Raw genomic sequence first — 17,354 nt, forward strand, 5'->3', positions numbered from 1 at the left:
TTCCCCTCCCCTCCCACCTGCATGAACGGCACATTGCGGGAGAGGACCCCCCTTGGGCGCGCGAGCGCGGGGCGGGAGGATGAGGGGGACCACCAGCAACGCAGTGGGAGGAAGCAGCGTGAGCGAGTCGAACACGACCCGGAAGGTGACCGGCGAGGACGAGGTCGTCGACCTCTGCCGGGATCTCATCCGCATCGACACCAGCAACTACGGCGACCACTCCGGGCCGGGCGAGCGCAAGGCCGCCGAGTACGTGGCCGAGAAGCTCGCCGAGGTGGGCCTCGAACCGCAGATCATCGAGTCGCACCAGGGGCGCGCGTCGACCGTGGCGCGGATCGAGGGCGAGGACCCGTCGCGGCCCGCGCTCCTCATCCACGGCCACACCGACGTCGTACCGGCGAACGCGGCGGACTGGACGCACGACCCGTTCTCCGGCGAGATCGCCGACGGCTGCGTCTGGGGGCGCGGCGCGGTCGACATGAAGGACATGGACGCGATGACCCTCGCGGTCGTGCGCGACCGCCTGCGCAGCGGCCGCAAGCCCCCGCGCGACATCGTGCTCGCCTTCCTCGCCGACGAGGAGGCGGGCGGTACCTACGGGGCCCGGTATCTCGTGGACCGGCATCCGGACCTCTTCGAGGGCGTCACGGAGGCCATCGGCGAGGTCGGCGGCTTCTCGTTCACCGTGAACGAGAACCTGCGCCTGTACCTCGTGGAGACCGCCCAGAAGGGCATGAACTGGATGCGGCTCACCGTGGACGGCACCGCCGGCCACGGCTCCATGACCAACAAGGACAACGCCATCACCGAGCTGTGCGAGGCGGTGGGACGCCTCGGGCGCTACGAGTGGCCGGTCAGGGTGACCAAGACCGTACGGTCCTTCCTCGACGAGCTCTCCGACGCGCTCGGCACCGAGCTGGACCCCGAGAACATGGACGAGACCCTCGCCAAGCTCGGTGGCATCGCCAAGATGGTCGGCGCCACGCTCCGCAACTCCGCCGCCCCGACCATGCTCGACGCCGGCTACAAGGTGAACGTCATTCCCGGCCAGGCCAGCGCGCACGTCGACGGCCGCTTCCTGCCCGGTTACGAGAAGGAGTTCCATGCCGACCTCGCGCGCATCCTCGGCCCGCGCGTGAAGATCGACGAGGAGCGCTCGCACCGCGACAAGGCGCTGGAGACCGACTTCGACGGCAAGCTCGTGGACGCGATGCAGGTCGCGCTGCGCGCCGAGGACCCGATCGCCCGCGCCATCCCGTACATGCTCTCCGGCGGCACCGACGCCAAGCACTTCGACGACCTCGGCATCCGCTGCTTCGGCTTCGCGCCGCTGCAGCTGCCCCCGGAGCTGGACTTCGCGGGCATGTTCCACGGCGTGGACGAGCGGGTTCCGGTCGACGGGCTGAAGTTCGGCGCACGCGTGCTGGACCGGTTCATCGACAACTGCTGAAGGCCGGAGGGCAACACAGGTTGCCCTCCGTGGCAGTTGGTGAAACGTATTGCCCAGATATTCGCCTGCACGTGCTAGTTGAATGAAAAGAGTGAATGGGCTCGTTGGGTCGTAGCCCCGCCGGTTTCTCTTCGTTACAGGTGGTGCGGTCCGCGGCTGGGATCGCACCTTTCAACTAGGAGGAACAATGATCAAGAAGGTCGTCGCTGCTGCGGCTGCTACGGGTGGCCTCGTTCTCGCTGGTGCGGGCATGGCTGTCGCCGACTCGGGTGCCCAGGGTGCTGCGCTGCAGTCCCCCGGTGTCCTCTCGGGCAACGTCGTCCAGGCTCCGATTCACATCCCCGTGAACGCCTGCGGCAACACGGTCTCCGTGATCGGTCTGCTGAACCCCACCTTCGGCAACACCTGCACCAACAGCTGACGTTGAGTGCATGACCCCCTGAGGGTCTGAAATTCCCGGGCGGCCCCGGAGTGCGCGCCATGCACTCCGGGGCCGCTTGGGCTTTCGGCCCGCGGGCAATCACGCCCGCGGGCTCTTCGGTAGGCAGAGGCAAGGAAACGATCCAATGCGTCAGGTCACCAAAAAAGGTCTGATCACCATGGCGGCCGCCGGTGGCGTGCTTGCTCTGAGCGGCGGTTCCGCGCACGCCGACTCGGGTGCGCAGGGGAACGCGTCGAACTCCCCGGGCGTCCTGTCCGGCAACTCGGTGCAGGTCCCCGTGCACGCCCCGGTCAACGTGTGCGGCAACACCGTCAGCGTCGTGGGCGCACTCAACCCGGCACTCGGCAACGCCTGTGCCAACGAGTCCCGTCCGGCCGAGCCGAGCAAGCCCGGCCTGCCCGGTCCCGGCAAGCCCGGCACGCAGACGGGCACGCACAGCGGGGGTGGCGCGACCGCCCACGGCGACACGAGCGACTCTCCCGGCGTCGGCTCCGGCAACAACGTCAAGCTGCCGGTGCACGTCCCGGTGAACGCGTGCGGCAACGGAGTCAGCGTCGTCGGGCTCCTCAACCCCGTCTTCGGCAACGACTGCGCCAACGAGTCCGCCCCCACCCCGGAGAAGCCCGTCCCCCCGGTGACGCCGCCCACCCCTGTGGTGCCGCAGACGCCGGGCACGCCCGGCCAGCCGCACACCCCGGGCCAGCCGCACACCCCGCCCACCCGGGCCGTCCCCAACACCCCGCAGGTCCAGCACGCCGCGGCCCCCAAGGCCGACGCGACGCTCGCGCAGACCGGTGCCTCCGGTTCGCTCGGCACGGTGATCCCGGCGGGCGCGGGCCTGCTCCTCGCGGGCACGATGCTCTACCGCAGGGCGCGCTCGCAGGCGTAACCCCACAGCAGTATCCGTACGACTGCGGAACGGGCCCCGGGATCCAGGGGCCCGTTCCGTCGGGGTATGCGCCCACGCCCAAGACGCGCACGCCGAAGACGCGCGCGACACGTTCGCCCGCGGCCCGGCGCCCGGTCCTACGCGGTAACGCTCACCATGTGGCGCGCAGTTGACGGATGATCCTCCTGCGCAGCCGCACCCGACGACTGCCGTCGCGGCGCAGGCTCAGTCGGTCCAGCTCCCAGTGTCCGTACTCGGCATGGTCGGTCAGCAGACGGGTCGCTTCCTTGCGGGACACCCCGCGCGGAACGTACACGTCGACAAATTCGTATTCCGGCATCGCATCTATTGTGCGGGCAGAGGTCGTCTACGGATAGCGTCTGCACTATGTCTGATGCCGCTCAGCCCACCGCTGCCGAGGTACGCGCCGCCGCCGAGGCGGTAAAAGCCGCGCTGGACCGCCACCTTGAGGCGGTCGAGCGCCGTTCCGGAGACGACGACCCCGCCGTCTACGACGCCTTCAACGAACTGGCCGCAGCCGCGGAGGACTACGACGAGCTGCTCTACGAGCGCTACGACGAGGTCACCCCCTTCGAGATCCCCAGCCCCGAGGACTCCGTGCCCAGCCACAAGGGCCCGGTCGACGCGCTCAGCGTGCTGATCCGCCGGGACTACGCCGTGGCCCAGCCGCAGCGCCTCCTCGCCCAGGCCCAGCGCCTCGCCGACCTCGACCCGGACGTCGCCTCCCACGGGCTGCCCGCCTCCGCGGGAGTCGTCGGCAGCAGCGTGCAGGCCGCGCTCGGTGTCCTCTTCGGCGAGTACGAACCCGATGAAATCGCCTCCCGGCACAAGGAGTTCGGCCTGGAGGAGGGCGACTCCACCCTGTGGGTGGCCGCCGTGGAGGAACTGCCCGAACCGGGGGAGTGGCTGAACGCCCCCTTCGACCACGCCGACCAGCGCGACGTCGTGTGCCGCTTCGACGTCAGCTCCGTCTTCGACGACGACGAGATGGACGACTTCGAAGAGGTCTGAGCACAGGTGTGCGGGAGGGGGCGGACCGCCGTGGTCCGCCCCCTCCCGCGTTCTCGCCGGTGTTACGCCGTGGCCTCGACCGGCGCCGGGCGCAGCAGCTGGGCCAGGCGCGTCGTACGCGGCTGCCCCACCGCCTCCGCTACCGCGCGCGGCAGCGCCGCGTCCACCCCGTGCACCACCGACAGGTGCCGCTCACCGCGCCCGAACGCCGTGTACACCCACGGCCTGGTCAGCGCCTGCGCCGCATCCCCCGGCAGCACCACGACCACCGCCGGCCAGCGCATCCCGGCCGCCTGGTGCGCGGTCAGCGCCCACGCATGCCGTACGGACGCCTCCACCCGCTCCTTGGGGACGACCACGGGCTCACCGGCGCAGTCCAGGTGCAGCCCGTCCACGTCCGCGCCCTTCACCGTGCCCAGGGCCGTACGGCCGGGGACCGGGACGTACGCGATCCGGTCGCCCGCGTCGAAGCCGCCGAAACGGCCCGGACCGGGGTTGAGGCGCTGCTTGAGCGCCGCGTTCAGCGCCCGGGTGCCGGCCGAACCGCCGTGGCCCGGGGTGATCACCTGGGTGTGCCCGGCGTCGATGCCGAAGGCACGCGGCACCGAGTCCGCGACGAGCTGCACCGTGCGGTGCACGGCCTCGCCCGCGTCCCGCACCGGCACGATCACGACCTCCTTGCCGGGGGCCTGCACCTGGTTCAGCTCGCCGATGCCGATGCCGGAGACCAGTTCGCCGATGGGGCCCGGGTCGGGCGTCCTCGAGGCCACCTGCGGGCAGGCCCTGGCGCTCAGCACGTCGGCGAAGACCTGGCCGGCACCGGCCGACGGCAGCACGCCCGGGTCGCCGCTGAGGACCAGGCGGGCACCGTCGGGCAGCGCCTCGACGAGCACCGCACCCGTCTCCACGTCGAGCTGGGGCGCGTCGAACACGACCAGCAGGTCCAGGTCGAGCGCACCGTCGGCGTCCCGGCCGGGACCCTCGGCGCCGGACAGCAGCCCGGCGAGGGTCACGGCGGTGTCCTTGCCCCCGGCCGCCTCCCGGGCATGCAGTTCGGCGGCCACCCTCTCGCGGCCGTCGCGGCTGTGCGTGGCGGCGTACGCGCGCAGGCCCAGGCGGTGGGCGGCGCTCAGCAGGGCGGCGGGCTCGGCGCGGGAGGCCTCGCCGCCGGTGTGGGCGACCAGGCCGTTCGTCGCCACCGCGCGCACCAGGTCACCGGCGGAGCCCGGCAGCTGCTCCCACTCCCCGGCGTCCTCCACCGGCGAATTCACCAGCCGGGCCAGGCCCTCGGCGAGGCTCTCCTCGGCCATCGCGTACCGGTCGAGACCGAGCAGGGCGGGGGCGGGCTCCTCCTCCGGCTCCTCTTCCGGCTCCTCCGGCTCGGGGGAGTCCTCGTCGTACTCAGCCTCGGGCTCTTCCTCCGCCCCGTCCTGGAGGGCCAGGGCGACGCCCTCGGCGAGCGCGTGCGCCACCGCCTCCTCGGGGTCCGGCACCGAGAAACCGGCCAGCGCCTTGCACACCTGCTCCGTCGCGACGGCCGTGTGCCCCTTCAGCGCGGCCCGCTCCAGCAGCCAGCCCACCAGCGCGGCGGCCCGGCGCCCGTCGGCGGGACCGCACTGCGCGCCCAGCAGCGCACGGGCGAACCCGTCGGCCTGCTCGGGCAGCGTCCCCGGCACCGACAGCAACTGCCACGGATCGTCCCGCAGCAGCTGCCCGGCCTGCTCGCCGAGCACCCGGGCGACCTCGCCCGCGAGCGCCTCGGGCGCACCACCGGCCGCCAGAACTCCTCGTACGTCCGCCACCGTCTCGGCTGCGACGGGCACTGCGGAAGCCTGCGAGGGCACGGCCGGAGCGGGGGCGGCGACCGGCGCGGAAACGGCACGTGGCGGCGCGGGAGCGGGCTCCGGCACGAACGCGGCAGCGGGCTTGGCCCCGCTCTCCACGGCCTTGACCGCGGCCAGCAGATCGGCGGCCTTGCCGCTCAGCTTGGCCCCGGCGGAGATCTCCGCCTTCTCCGCCTTGCGCTGCTCGATCTTCGCCCGGAACTCCCGCTGCGCGGCCAACTCGGCCTCGGCCTCGGAGAGCTGGGGGGCGGCGGGGGGCTGCTCACCGGCGGCGGGGGAGCCGTCGTCCGCTTCGGCCCCGGCATCGGCGTCGGTCTCGGTTTCCGCCGTGTCGGGCTCTGCGGCGTCGGTCTCGGTTTCCGCCGTGTCGGTCTCGGCGGCGTCGGTCCCGGTTTCCGCCGTGTCGGGCTCGGTCCCGGTCGCCGTCGCCGGGGCTTCGGGGTCCGTCTCGGGCCGGTCGTCCGCCGTGTCCATCTGCTCCACCGTCCCGGTGTCCTCGTGCTCCTCGGCCTGTGCGGCCGGTGTCGCGGTGGCTGTGTCGTCGTCCGGTGTCCCGGTCGCCGGGGCGGGCGTCTCGGGGTCGGCCGGGGGGACGGGGGTCTCCCCCCGGGGGTGCGCGGTCACAGCGTGCTCCAGTCCTGATCGGGATAGCGGTGCACGGGCGCGGACACGTCGTCCAGCGCTCGGCAGATCTCGTCAGGAAGACTAAGCGCCTCCACTGACAATGCCGCCGCGAGCTGCTGCGCGTTGCGCGGCCCGATGATCGGGGCGACCACTCCGGGCCGGTCCCTGATCCAGGCCAGCGCCACCTGGAGCGAGGTGGTGGCCAGCCCGTCGGCGGCGATGGCGACGGCGTCGACGATGCGGTCCGCCGCGTCGTCCAGGTACGGGGCGACGAACGGCGAGAGGTGGTCGGAGGCGCCCCGCGAGTCCGGCGGCAGTCCGTGCCGGTACTTGCCGGTCAGGACGCCGCGCCCGAGCGGGGAGGAGGGCAGCAGGCCGATCCCGAGGTCCATGGCGGCGGGCAGCACCTCGCGCTCCACGCCCCGCTGGAGCAGGGAGTATTCCATCTGCGTGCTGGCCAGCCGGGTACGTGTGCCCGGAGCCGCCAGCTGCCAGGTGCCCGCCTTGGCGAGCTGCCAGCCGCAGAAGTTGGAGACCCCCGCATAGCGGGCGCGACCGCTGGAGACGGCGAGGTCGAGGGCCTGGAGCGTCTCGTCGAGCGGGGTGTCCGGGTCGAAGGCGTGGACCTGCCACACGTCCACGTAGTCGGTGCCGAGCCGCTCCAGGGACGCGTCCAGCGCCGCCAGCAGGTGCCCGCGCGAGCAGTCGAAGCGGCGGTCCGGGTCGGGCACACTGCCCGCCTTGGTCGCGATCACCAGGTCCCGGCGCGGAACCAGGCGTTCCAGGAGCTGCCCGATGACGTACTCCGCGTCGCCGTCCCCGTACACGTCGGCGGTGTCGACGAGCGTGCCGCCCGCGTCCCAGAAGGCCTTCAACAGGTCGGCGGCGTCGTGCTCGTCGGTGTCCCGGCCCCAGGTGAGGGTGCCCAGCCCGATTCTCGATACGCGCAGGCCCGTGCGGCCGAGATGCCTCTGCTCCATGGCCGCGAGATTACTGGTCCACACGCCTGCTCGAAGGAGGCCTGTGGACAACCCGCCGCTGACGCGCCGCCGGAGCCTGTGGACAACCCGCCGCTGACGGATCGCCCGCCGGCGCGCTAGAGTCCGGCACAACCACCACGTTACCGGCGAGTAAGGGAGCGACGCATGCAGCTCGGGATCAACCTCGGCTACTGGGGAGCGGGCATGGACGGCGACAACCTCGCCGTCGCCAAGGAGGCCGACCGCCTCGGCTACGCGGTCTGCTGGGCCGCCGAGGCCTACGGCTCGGACGCCCCCACCGTGCTCTCCTGGGTCGCCGCCCAGACCGAGCGCATCGACATCGGCTCCGCGATCATGCAGATCCCGGCCCGCCAGCCCGCCATGACGGCGATGACCGCCGCCACCCTCGACTCGCTCTCCGGCGGCCGTTTCCGCCTCGGCCTCGGCGTGTCGGGGCCGCAGGTCTCCGAGGGCTGGTACGGCGTGAAGTTCGACAAGCCGCTCGCCCGCACCCGCGAGTACGTCGAGATCGTCCGCAAGGCCATGTCCCGCGAGCGCCTCTCGTACGAAGGCCAGCACTGGACCCTGCCCCTCCCCGACGGCCCCGGCAAGCCCCTCAAGCTGACCGTGCACCCCGAGCGCGAGACCATCCCGCTCTACATCGCCGCCATCGGCCCCAAGAACCTGGAGCAGACCGGCGAGATCGCCGACGGCGCCCTGCTGATCTTCCCCTCCGCCGAGCACCTGGAGGAGACCGCCGTCGCCCCGCTGCGCGCGGGCCGCGAGAAGGCCGGCAAGACCATGGAGGGCTTCGACGTCTGCCCGACGCTGCCGCTCGCGGTCGGCGACGACGTGAACGCGCTGGCCGACATGTTCCGCCCGTACACCGCCCTCTACGTCGGCGGCATGGGCAGCCGCAAGCAGAACTTCTACAACAGCCTTGCCCAGCGCATGGGTTACGAGAAGGAAGCCGCCGAGATCCAGGACACGTACCTGGGCGGCGACAAGAACGGCGCGGCCGCCGCCGTACCGCACAAGCTCATCGACCAGACCACCCTGCTCGGCCCCGTCGAGCGCATCGCCGAACGCATGCAGGCGTACGCCGCCGCCGGAGTCACCACGCTGACGCTGGCGCCCGCAGGGTTCACGCTGGAGGAGCGGATCGCCGCGCTGCGGGCAGGCACCGAGGCGCTGGAGCGCGCCGGACTGGCCTAGTTCGTACGGGAGTTGAAGTCTGCGGCCGTGGTGGGGGCTCGGGGGTCTTCCCCGCCACGGCCGTCACGGAGCACAACGCGCCAGCGGCCGGTGGGTTACGCCCCGCGGAGGGATTGCACGCTCCCTCAAGCGGGCGACTTGTCCGTCATACCTGTTGCCTCCCGGTCCGTACCGCACTTCACTCGATGCAGCGAGTGCACTCGGGTGTGCGCGGACAGGCGCATGGAGGTGGCAGCGATGCTCTCTGCACGGTCTCTGTTCCAGGAAATCCTCGACAACGACGACACGTTCCAGCTCTTCTGCTCGGTGGCCGCCGCCGGCGAGTCCCAGGGCGGCTGGGAGAACAGCCGCATCGCCGCCCTCGTCCCCGACACCATGCGCGACCTCGCGCCCAAGATCACCCGGCACGGCGCCGACGAGGACAAGCACGGACGCCTCTTCCGGGCACTGCTGCGCAAGCGCGAACTCGCGGAGATCGACGTGCCCCTCGCCCTCGACTACACCCTCCTGCTGGAGCACGCGGGCATCGGCCTCGCCCACACCAGACTGCGCGCCGACGAAACGCTCACCGAGGAGGACATCGTCGTCTACCTCGCGCACAGCCGCGTCACCGAACAGCGCGCCGCCGACCAGATGGACATGCTCGTCACCTGCTTCGGCGACCACCCCGAGGCCGGCAAGCCGATCCGGATGATCTGCCAGGACGAGGAGAACCACCTCGCCTACTGCCAGGAGGAGTTGCTGCGCCTGGCCGCCCTCGGCCACGGCCCCACCATCCAGCGCGTCCTGCGCGAGTGCGTCCGCGTGGAGATCGGCGTCTACCGGGACGTCAGCCTCGCCGTGATGGGCCGCATGGGCACCCTGCTCGGCTGGCCCGCGTACAAGTCACTGCTGCTGGCCACCGGCATCCGCGCCATGTACCTCTACGAACGCCTCGTCGGCTGGCGCAGGATGGTCACCCTGACGATGCCCGAGCGCAGGGGGGCGCTCAACGGACCCGCCACCGCATAGGCGCTCACAGCCAGCCGCGCCGCTTGAACAGCCGGTACAGGCCCACCTCGGCGACCACCATCAGAATCAGCACCGCGTAGTACGCCCACCACCACTTCAGCTCCGGCATGTTCTCGAAGTTCATGCCGTAGATGCCCGCCACCATTGTCGGCACGGCCGCCATCGCCGCCCACGCGGAGATCTTGCGCATGTCGTCGTTCTGCCGCACCCCCATCTGCGCCAGATGCGCCGACAGGATGTCCGACAGCAGCCGGTCCAGCCCGTCCACCTGCTCGTTCACCCGGGTCAGGTGGTCGCTGACGTCACGGAAGAACGGCTGCGCCTGGTCGTGCACGAACGGCAGTCCGGGGCTGGAGAGCCGCAGCATCGGCTGCGTCAGCGGCCCGCTCGCCCGCCGGAACTCCAGCACCTGCCGCTTGAAGGTGTAGATGCGCGCCGCAGTGCCCTTCGCACTGCCGCCCTGCGGCGAGAAAACCTCCGCCTCCAGCTCCTCCAGGTCGGTCTGGAGCTCCGCCGCCACCTCCAGGTAGTGGTCCACGACCACGTCGCTGATCGCGTACAGCACCGACGTCGGCCCGTGCGCCAGCAGCTCCGGATTCGCCTCCAGCCGCTTGCGCATGTCCGTCAGCGGGGTGCTCGCACCGTGCCGCACGGTCACCACGAACGAGTCGCCCACGAAGACCATCAGCTCGTCCGAGGAGACCGTGTCGCTCTCCGGCTCGTACAGCACCGGCTTGAGCACCGCGAACAGCGAGTCCTCGTACACCTCCAGCTTCGGCCGCTGGTGCGCCGACAGGGAGTCCTCCACCGCCAGCGGATGCAGCCCAAACTCGGAGGTGACCATGTCGAACTCCTTCTCCGTGGGCTCGTGCAGCCCGATCCACAGGAACCGGTCCTGGGCGGAGCGCGCCTCGGCGAGCGCGTCGGAGAGGTCGGTCGGGCCCTCGGTGCGGCGGCCCTCGCGGTAGATGGCGCAGTCGACGATCACGGCGTGCATTCTCCTTGGCGACGGGGTCCGGCGCACCCGGAAGCGGGCACCAGCCTAGGCTGAGGGCCATGGCCACGCTCATCCTCGTACGGCACGGACGTTCCACCGCCAACACCGCCGGGCTCCTCGCCGGACGCACTCCCGGGGTCGCCCTCGACGAGCGCGGCGCCGAGCAGGCCGCCGGGCTGCCCGGCAGGCTCGCCGGACTGCCGCTCGCGGCCGCCGTCACCAGCCCGCTGCAACGGTGCAACGAAACCCTGCGCCCGCTCCTCGACGCCCGCCCCGAGCTGCCCCTGCACACCGAGGAACGCATCAACGAGTGCGACTACGGCGACTGGTCGGGCCGCAAGCTGGGCGAACTCGGCGACCACCCCCTGATGGAGGTCGTGCAACGGCACGCCTCCGCCGCCGCCTTCCCCGGCGGCGAGTCGATGCGCGCCATGCAGGCGCGCGCCGTCGACGCCGTACGCGACTGGAACCAGCGCATCGAGACCGAGCACGGCCCCGACGCCCTGTACGTGATGTGCTCCCACGGCGACATCATCAAGTCCCTCGTCGCGGACGCGCTCGGCATGCATCTCGACCTCTTCCAGCGCATTCACGTCGATCCGTGTTCCCTGACGGTGATCCGCTACACGAGGCTGCGCCCCTTCGTCGTACGCCTGGGGGACACCGGAGACCTCTCCGGCCTCGCACCGGCACCGGACGACGCGAGCACCGGCACCGGCGGCGACGCAGCCGTCGGGGGCGGAGCGGGAGCACCGTGATCTCCGCGCACAGTAGGGTGGTCGCGCCGTAAACCCTCTGCGCCACCCCTGTGTGCCGACCGTTTACGCCGCTGAACATCCCCAGCCCCTCGAACCGATGGAGATCAGGACGTGTCCCGTCAGGTGTTCCTCTACGACCCGCCGGAGCGTTTCGTGGCCGGTACGGTCGGGCTGCCTGGCCGCCGTACCTTCTTCCTCCAGGCCTCGGCGGCCGGTCGCGTCACCAGCGTCTCCCTGGAGAAGACCCAGGTCGAGGCGTTGGCCGAGCGCATCGACGAGCTCCTGGACGAGGTCGTGCGCCGCACCGGCGGCAACGCCCCGGTCCCGGCGGTCGCCCCCGCCGACGTGCACGACACCGCCCCCCTGGACGCCCCCGTCGAGGAGGAGTTCCGGGTCGGCACCATGGCGCTCGCCTGGGACAGCGACGACCAGCGCATGATCGTCGAGGCGCAGGCCCTGGTCGAGCTGGACGTCGACACCGACGAGGACCTCGCCGAGGCCGAGGAGCGCATGCTCCAGGACGAGGAGAACGGGCCGCCCATGCTGCGGGTGCGCCTCAGCGGCGCCCAGGCCCGCGCCTTCGCCAAGCGCGCCCTGGACGTCGTCAACGCGGGCCGCCCGCCGTGCCCGCTGTGCAGCCTGCCGCTCGACCCGGAGGGACACGTATGCCCGCGCCAGAACGGATACCGGCGGGGCCTGTGACGGACCCTGCGACCCTCCTCGCCAAGGGCGACCTCAAGGTCGTCGGCCAGGTCCGCGAGGCCTCCAACGCGGTCCTGTACTGCGAGATCTCCTACGAGGGCGAGAGCGCCACCTGCGTCTACAAGCCCGTCGCGGGCGAGCAGCCCCTGTGGGACTTCCCCGACGGCAACCTGGCCCGCCGCGAGGTCGCCTCGTACGAGATCTCCGAGGCGACGGGGTGGGGCCTGATCCCGCCGACCGTCCTGCGCGACGGACCGTACGGCGAAGGCATGTGCCAGCTGTGGATCGACGGCGACGCGGAAGCCGGCAGCGCCCTGCTGGCCCTCGTCGAGGAGGAGGAACCGGCCGACGGCTGGAAACCGGTGGTCCTCGCCGAGGTCGCCGAGGGCCGCACCGCCCTCCTCGTCCACGCCGACGACGACCGCCTGCGCCGCCTGGCCGTCCTGGACGCGGTCATCAACAACGGCGACCGCAAGGGCGGCCACCTGCTGCCCGCCGGCGACGGCCGCCTCTACGGCATCGACCACGGCGTCTCCTTCCACACCGAGGACAAGCTGCGCACCCTCCTGTGGGGCTGGGCGGGCGAGCCCCTGACGGCGGAGGCCGTCGAGGTGCTGGAGGGCCTGTCCGCCGGTCTCGCCGACGGCACCCCGCTCGTCACCCGACTGGCCGAACTGATCACGGCGGCGGAGCTGGCCGCCCTGCGGGAACGGGTCGCTTCCCTGCTGGCGTCCGGTGTGCACCCGTCCCCGAGCGGCCAGTGGCCCGCGATCCCGTGGCCGCCGGTGTGAGCGCCTGCCCCACGGGCGCTTGTCGGTGCAAGACGGCGTAATCGGTCAAGATCCCGGTCCGGTTCGTAACCGGAACATGCGTCCGGTTACGCTCGTGGCATGCATGCCTGGCCCGCTTCTGAGGTCCCCGCCCTGCCCGGCAAGGGCCGCGACCTCCAGATCCACGACACCGCGACCAACGGGTTGATCAGCCTCGACCCCGGTCCCGTCGCCCGTATCTACGTGTGCGGCATCACGCCGTACGACGCGACCCACATGGGGCACGCGGCGACCTACAACGCGTTCGACCTCGTGCAGCGCGTGTGGCTCGACACCAAGAGGCAGGTCCACTACGTCCAGAACGTGACGGACGTCGACGACCCGCTCCTGGAGCGCGCGATCCGCGACGGCCTCGACTGGACCGGTCTCGCCGAGCGCGAGACCGCCCTCTTCCGTGAGGACATGACCGCCCTGCGGATGCTGCCGCCGCAGCAGTACGTGGGTGCGGTCGAGGCGATCCCGGGCATCGTCCCGCTCGTCGAGCGTCTCCGCGACGCCGGAGCCGCCTACGAACTCGAAGGCGACATCTACTTCTCCGTCGCCGCCGACCCGCACTTCGGCGAGGTCTCGGGCCTCGACGCCGAGGCCATGCGCCTGCTCTCCGCCGAACGCGGCGGCGACCCGGAGCGTCCCGGCAAGAAGAACCCCCTGGACCCGATGCTGTGGATGGCCGCCCGCGAGGGCGAGCCCAGCTGGGACGGGGCCTCGCTGGGCCGGGGCCGTCCCGGCTGGCACATCGAGTGCGTGGCCATCGCCCTGGAGCACCTGGGCATGGGCTTCGACGTGCAGGGCGGCGGCTCGGACCTCGCCTTCCCGCACCACGAGATGGGCGCCTCCCACGCCCAGGCGCTGACCGGCGAGCACCCCTTCGCCAAGGCGTACGTCCACGCGGGCATGGTCGGCCTGGACGGCGAGAAGATGTCCAAGTCGCGCGGCAACCTGGTCTTCGTCTCGGCACTGCGCCGCGACGGCGTCGACCCGGCCGCCATCCGCCTGGCCCTGCTCTCCCACCACTACCGCTCCGACTGGGAGTGGACCGACCAGGTCCTCGCCGACGCGGTGGCCCGCCTGGGCCGCTGGCGCGCGGCGGTCTCGCGCCCCGACGGCCCGTCGGCGGACGCCCTCGTGGAGGCGATGCGGGAGGCCCTGGCGAACGACCTGGACGCCCCTGCGGCGCTGGCTGCGGTGGACCGCTGGGCGGAGCTCCAGACCGCCTCCGGAGGCACCGAGGAGGGCGCTCCGGGCGTCGTCTCGCGTGCGGTGGACGCGCTGCTGGGCGTGGCCCTGTAGCGCTTGCGCCGAGTGTTACGAGTGCGGGCCGAGCCTCTTCGGGGGCGCGGCCCGCACTTTTCGAGGGCGGGGGAAACCGGAAGCCCGAGCCCGTCGGGAAGTCCACGTGCCGGGTGCGCAAGTCCATGGGCATGCCACCCCCTCACCCGTTACACACGCGGAATGAGATCCTCAACCCGCCTCAGAGCAGCGGCCGTTACGGCCCTGCTGGGCCTGACGGTCGGCCTCGCCGGGCCGGGCGCCGCCCAGGCAGACCCCCCGCCCGCCGACCCCACCACCACCGTCGGCGACCTCACCGGCCTCGAACCGGGCACCGCGACCCCCGCCTCGTACAACCTCCACGCGGGCCCCTCCGAGGCCCGCGTCACCTTCGTCTCCGACGAGACCTTCCGCATCGAACTCGCCCCCGACGGAAAGTTCACCGACCCCACGGGCAAGGACATCGTCCTGCCCCAGCAGAACAAGCCCCCGAAGACCCGCTGGCGCGACAAGGGCGACCGCTACGAGCTGAGCACCGACAAGCTCACCCTGCGCGCCTACAAGAAGCCACTGCGCTTCGCCCTGCACCGCGCCGACGGCACCCTGCTCTGGTCCGAGGCCAAGGGCATCAGCTGGAACAAGGACACCACCACCCAGACCCTCGCCCCCACCTCGGACGAGCAGTTCTACGGCGCGGGCATGCAGAACGGCCGCGGCAACACCTCGCACCGCGGCAAGACCGTCGAGGTGGGCGTCGACTACAACTGGAACGACGGCGGCCACCCCAACTCGGTGCCCTTCTACCTCTCCACGGCCGGCTACGGCGTCTACCGCAACACCTACGCCCCCAACACCTACGACTTCGCCGACAAGCAGCCCGCCGTCACCACCTCCGCCAAGGAGAGCCGTTTCGACGCGTACTACTTCGCGGGCGACGGCAAGGACTCCGCGAAGGACGTCATCGGCCAGTACACGAAGCTGACCGGCAAGCCCTTCCTCCCGCCGATCTACGGCATGGAGATCGGCGACGCCGACTGCTACCTCCACAACGCCAACCGGGGCGAGCGCCGCACCCTGGACTCCCTCAAGGTCGCCGACGGATACGTCGCCAACGACATGCCAGGCGGCTGGATGCTCGTCAACGACGGCTACGGCTGCGGCTACGAGGACCTCGCCGAGACCGCCAAGGGCCTCCAGGACCGCAAGATGCAGCTCGGCCTGTGGACCGAGGACGGCATCGACAAGCTCGCCGACCAGGTGAAGGCCGGCCAGCGCGTCGCCAAGCTGGACGTGGCCTGGGTCGGGGAGGGCTACAAGTTCGCCCTGGACGGCTGCAAGGACGCGTACAAGGGCATCGAGGCCAACAGCGACGCCCGCGGCTTCACCTGGGCCCCCGAGAGCTGGGCGGGCGCCCAGCGCTGCGGCGTGCAGTGGTCCGGCGACCAGTCGGGCACCTGGGAGTACATCCGCTGGCAGATCCCCACCTACGCGGGCTCCACCATGTCCGGCCTCGCCTACACCACGGGCGACGTCGACGGCATCTTCGGCGGCAGCGCGAAAACGTACACCCGTGACCTCCAGTGGAAGATGTTCCTCGGCACGACGATGACGATGGACGGCTGGGCCGCCAACGACAAGCAGCCCTTCCGGTACGGGGAGCCGTACACCTCGATCAACCGCGACTACCTCAAGCTGAAGGAGTCGCTGCTGCCGTACCAGTACTCGTACGCCCACGAGGCCACCAAGACCGGTGTCGGCATGGTGCGCCCGCTGGCCCTCGAATACCCGGACGACCCGAAGGCGGGCACGGACGCGGCGAAGTACGAGTTCCTCTCCGGAGAGGACTTCCTCGTCGCACCCGTCTACCAGGACAGCAGCGAGCGCGACGGGATCTACCTCCCCAAGGGCACCTGGGTCGACTACTGGAGCGGCCGCACCTACGAGGGCCCCACCACCGTCGACAACTACAGCGCCCCCCTGGACACCCTCCCGCTGTTCGTGAAGGCGGGCGCCACCGTGCCGATGTGGCCGGGCATCCGCTCCTACGCCGACCGCACCGCCGGCTCCCCGCTCGCCTGGGACGTCTACCCGCAGGGGAAGTCCTCCTTCACCCTGTACGAGGACGACGGCGTCACCCGCCAGCACCGCACCGGCAAGTACGCCACCCAGCAGGCCGACGTCGACGCCCCGCGCAAGGGTGCCGGCGACGTGAGCATCCGTATCGGCGCGAGCAAGGGCGACTTCCAGGGCAAGCAGACCACGCGCCCCTACGCCTTCACCGTGCACACCAACTCCGCCCCCGACGAGGTCGAACTCTCCGGGCGTGAACTCCCGCGCCTGAACACCAAGCAGGCGTACGAAAAGGCGCACCAGGGCTGGTGGTACGACAAGGACGACCGCGGCGGTGTCGTCAAGGTGAAGACCGCACCCCTGCGCACCGACCGCGCCTTCACCCTGGAGCTGGAGGACACCAGCGCGGTGGGCGGCAAGGACGCCGCAGCGACAGCCACCGTGGCGGTGGCACCGGGGCAGGAGCTGGGCGCGGGCGTCACCGGCACGGTCGCCGTCGACGTCACCGCGGGCAAGCGGGACGCCACCGCCGTCACCGTCGGACTGAACGCCCCCGCCGGATGGCAGGTGACGCCCGCCGCGACAGTGGCCCGGATTCCCGCGGGCACCACACAGAGGGTGCAGGTTTCCGTCACCCCTGCCGCGAGCACCAAGGCCGGTGACACCACGCTCACCGCGACCGCGCAGTACACAGTGGCCCGCGAACAGCGCACCGCAGTGCAGCGTTTCGGGGTGTCCGTGATGCCCCCGCCACCCACCGCCGACACCTGGGCGAGCGACCTGGTCTGGCTCAAGTCCTCCAACGGGTACGGGCCCGCCGAACGCGACCGCAGCAACGGCGAGTCCGGCGCCACGGACGGCAAGAAGCTCACCCTCGCCGGAAAGACGTACGACAAGGGCATCGGCACCCACGCCGACTCCGACATCGAGGTCTACACCGGCGGCCGCTGCACCGCGTTCACCGCCGACGTCGGCATCGACGACGAGATCAACGGCTACGGAGAGGTCGCCTTCTCCGTGGAGGCCGACGGCAAGGTGCTGTGGACCTCGCCCAAGGTGACGGGGGCCTCCGCCACCGTCCCGGTCGACGTGAAGCTGGACGGCGCGAAGCACGTGCGCCTGAAGGTCACCGACACCAACGGCTCCAAGACGGGCGACCACGGCGACTGGGCCGCCGCCCGCTTCACCTGCGCCTGAGCCGCACCCGCCCATGGGGGCGGCGCCGGGCGGGGGAGTGTCCA

The 17,354-nt window shown here is 71.5% G+C and carries 15 protein-coding genes; 11 read left to right on the top strand and 4 right to left on the bottom strand.

All coding sequences use genetic code 11. The annotated features are described in order from the left end of the window. Window positions 1-118 precede the first annotated feature (118 nt). The 3 genes from IE269_RS34970 to IE269_RS34980 all read left to right on the top strand — a co-directional run bounded on the left by IE269_RS34970 (window position 119) and on the right by IE269_RS34980 (window position 2,781). The gene (locus tag IE269_RS34970; RefSeq protein ID WP_189827292.1) at window positions 119-1,450 is read left to right on the top strand and encodes a M20/M25/M40 family metallo-hydrolase; all 1,332 of its coding nucleotides are present in this window, start codon (window positions 119-121) and stop codon (window positions 1,448-1,450) included. 187 nt (window positions 1,451-1,637) lie between these two features. Continuing rightward, complete coding sequence (chpH, locus tag IE269_RS34975; RefSeq protein WP_189827293.1) at window positions 1,638-1,871, top strand: chaplin ChpH; 234 nt, start codon at window positions 1,638-1,640, stop codon at window positions 1,869-1,871. 145 nt (window positions 1,872-2,016) lie between these two features. Then, window positions 2,017-2,781, top strand: coding sequence for a chaplin (locus tag IE269_RS34980; protein WP_189827294.1), 765 nt, complete (start codon window positions 2,017-2,019; stop codon window positions 2,779-2,781). Window positions 2,782-2,932: 151 nt separating this feature from the next. Here the strand turns inward: IE269_RS34980 and IE269_RS34985 are convergent, their stop codons facing one another. Then, window positions 2,933-3,121, bottom strand: a complete 189-nt coding sequence (locus IE269_RS34985) for a DUF5703 family protein (RefSeq protein ID WP_189827295.1) — start codon at window positions 3,119-3,121, stop codon at window positions 2,933-2,935. A 47-nt stretch (window positions 3,122-3,168) separates the two neighbouring features. On the opposite strand from IE269_RS34985, the gene IE269_RS34990 reads away from it, so the two are divergent. Continuing rightward, window positions 3,169-3,813 carry a hypothetical protein gene (locus IE269_RS34990; RefSeq protein ID WP_189827296.1) on the top strand — a complete coding sequence of 215 codons (645 nt, stop codon included), beginning with the start codon at window positions 3,169-3,171 and terminating at the stop codon, window positions 3,811-3,813. 62 nt (window positions 3,814-3,875) lie between these two features. On the opposite strand, the gene IE269_RS34995 is transcribed toward IE269_RS34990, so the two are convergent. Together IE269_RS34995 and IE269_RS35000 are read right to left on the bottom strand one after the other, a co-directional pair. After that, window positions 3,876-6,281, bottom strand: a complete 2,406-nt coding sequence (locus IE269_RS34995; protein ID WP_229898148.1) for a helix-hairpin-helix domain-containing protein — start codon at window positions 6,279-6,281, stop codon at window positions 3,876-3,878. Further along, the gene (locus tag IE269_RS35000; protein ID WP_189827297.1) at window positions 6,278-7,261 is read right to left on the bottom strand and encodes an aldo/keto reductase; all 984 of its coding nucleotides are present in this window, start codon (window positions 7,259-7,261) and stop codon (window positions 6,278-6,280) included. The genes IE269_RS34995 and IE269_RS35000 overlap by 4 nt, the downstream gene beginning before the upstream one ends. Window positions 7,262-7,426: 165 nt before the next feature. Here IE269_RS35000 and IE269_RS35005 point away from each other — a divergent pair, with 165 nt between their 5' ends. Both IE269_RS35005 and IE269_RS35010 read left to right on the top strand, forming a co-directional pair. Next, complete coding sequence (locus IE269_RS35005) at window positions 7,427-8,476, top strand: LLM class F420-dependent oxidoreductase (RefSeq protein WP_189827298.1); 1,050 nt, start codon at window positions 7,427-7,429, stop codon at window positions 8,474-8,476. Between the two features lie 237 nt (window positions 8,477-8,713). Continuing rightward, window positions 8,714-9,487 (top strand): ferritin-like domain-containing protein, encoded by a 774-nt coding sequence (locus IE269_RS35010; protein ID WP_189827299.1) that lies wholly within the window; start codon window positions 8,714-8,716, stop codon window positions 9,485-9,487. Window positions 9,488-9,491: 4 nt separating this feature from the next. Here IE269_RS35010 and corA read toward each other — a convergent pair whose 3' ends face one another. Further along, on the bottom strand, window positions 9,492-10,484 hold the full coding sequence (gene corA, locus IE269_RS35015) for a magnesium/cobalt transporter CorA (protein ID WP_189827300.1): 993 nt from the start codon (window positions 10,482-10,484) through the stop codon (window positions 9,492-9,494). A 59-nt stretch (window positions 10,485-10,543) separates the two neighbouring features. On the opposite strand from corA, the gene IE269_RS35020 reads away from it, so the two are divergent. The 5 genes from IE269_RS35020 (at window position 10,544) to IE269_RS35040 (ending at window position 17,310) form a co-directional block, all read left to right on the top strand. Then, a complete protein-coding gene (locus IE269_RS35020) occupies window positions 10,544-11,242 on the top strand; it encodes a histidine phosphatase family protein (RefSeq protein WP_189827301.1) in 699 nt (232 codons plus the stop codon). A gap of 111 nt (window positions 11,243-11,353) precedes the next feature. Further along, on the top strand, window positions 11,354-11,944 hold the full coding sequence (locus tag IE269_RS35025) for a DUF3090 domain-containing protein (protein WP_189827302.1): 591 nt from the start codon (window positions 11,354-11,356) through the stop codon (window positions 11,942-11,944). Continuing rightward, on the top strand, window positions 11,908-12,735 hold the full coding sequence (locus IE269_RS35030; protein WP_189827303.1) for an SCO1664 family protein: 828 nt from the start codon (window positions 11,908-11,910) through the stop codon (window positions 12,733-12,735). Before IE269_RS35025 ends, IE269_RS35030 begins: the two co-directional genes overlap by 37 nt. Window positions 12,736-12,834: 99 nt before the next feature. Then, complete coding sequence (gene mshC / locus IE269_RS35035; RefSeq protein WP_189827304.1) at window positions 12,835-14,064, top strand: cysteine--1-D-myo-inosityl 2-amino-2-deoxy-alpha-D-glucopyranoside ligase; 1,230 nt, start codon at window positions 12,835-12,837, stop codon at window positions 14,062-14,064. 162 nt (window positions 14,065-14,226) lie between these two features. Further along, window positions 14,227-17,310, top strand: a complete 3,084-nt coding sequence (locus tag IE269_RS35040) for an NPCBM/NEW2 domain-containing protein (protein WP_189827305.1) — start codon at window positions 14,227-14,229, stop codon at window positions 17,308-17,310. The last annotated feature ends 44 nt before the right edge of the window (window positions 17,311-17,354 follow it).

The organism is Streptomyces spiroverticillatus (genome assembly GCA_014650415.1).
In the GTDB taxonomy this organism is placed as follows: Bacteria; Actinomycetota; Actinomycetes; order Streptomycetales; family Streptomycetaceae; genus Streptomyces; species Streptomyces spiroverticillatus.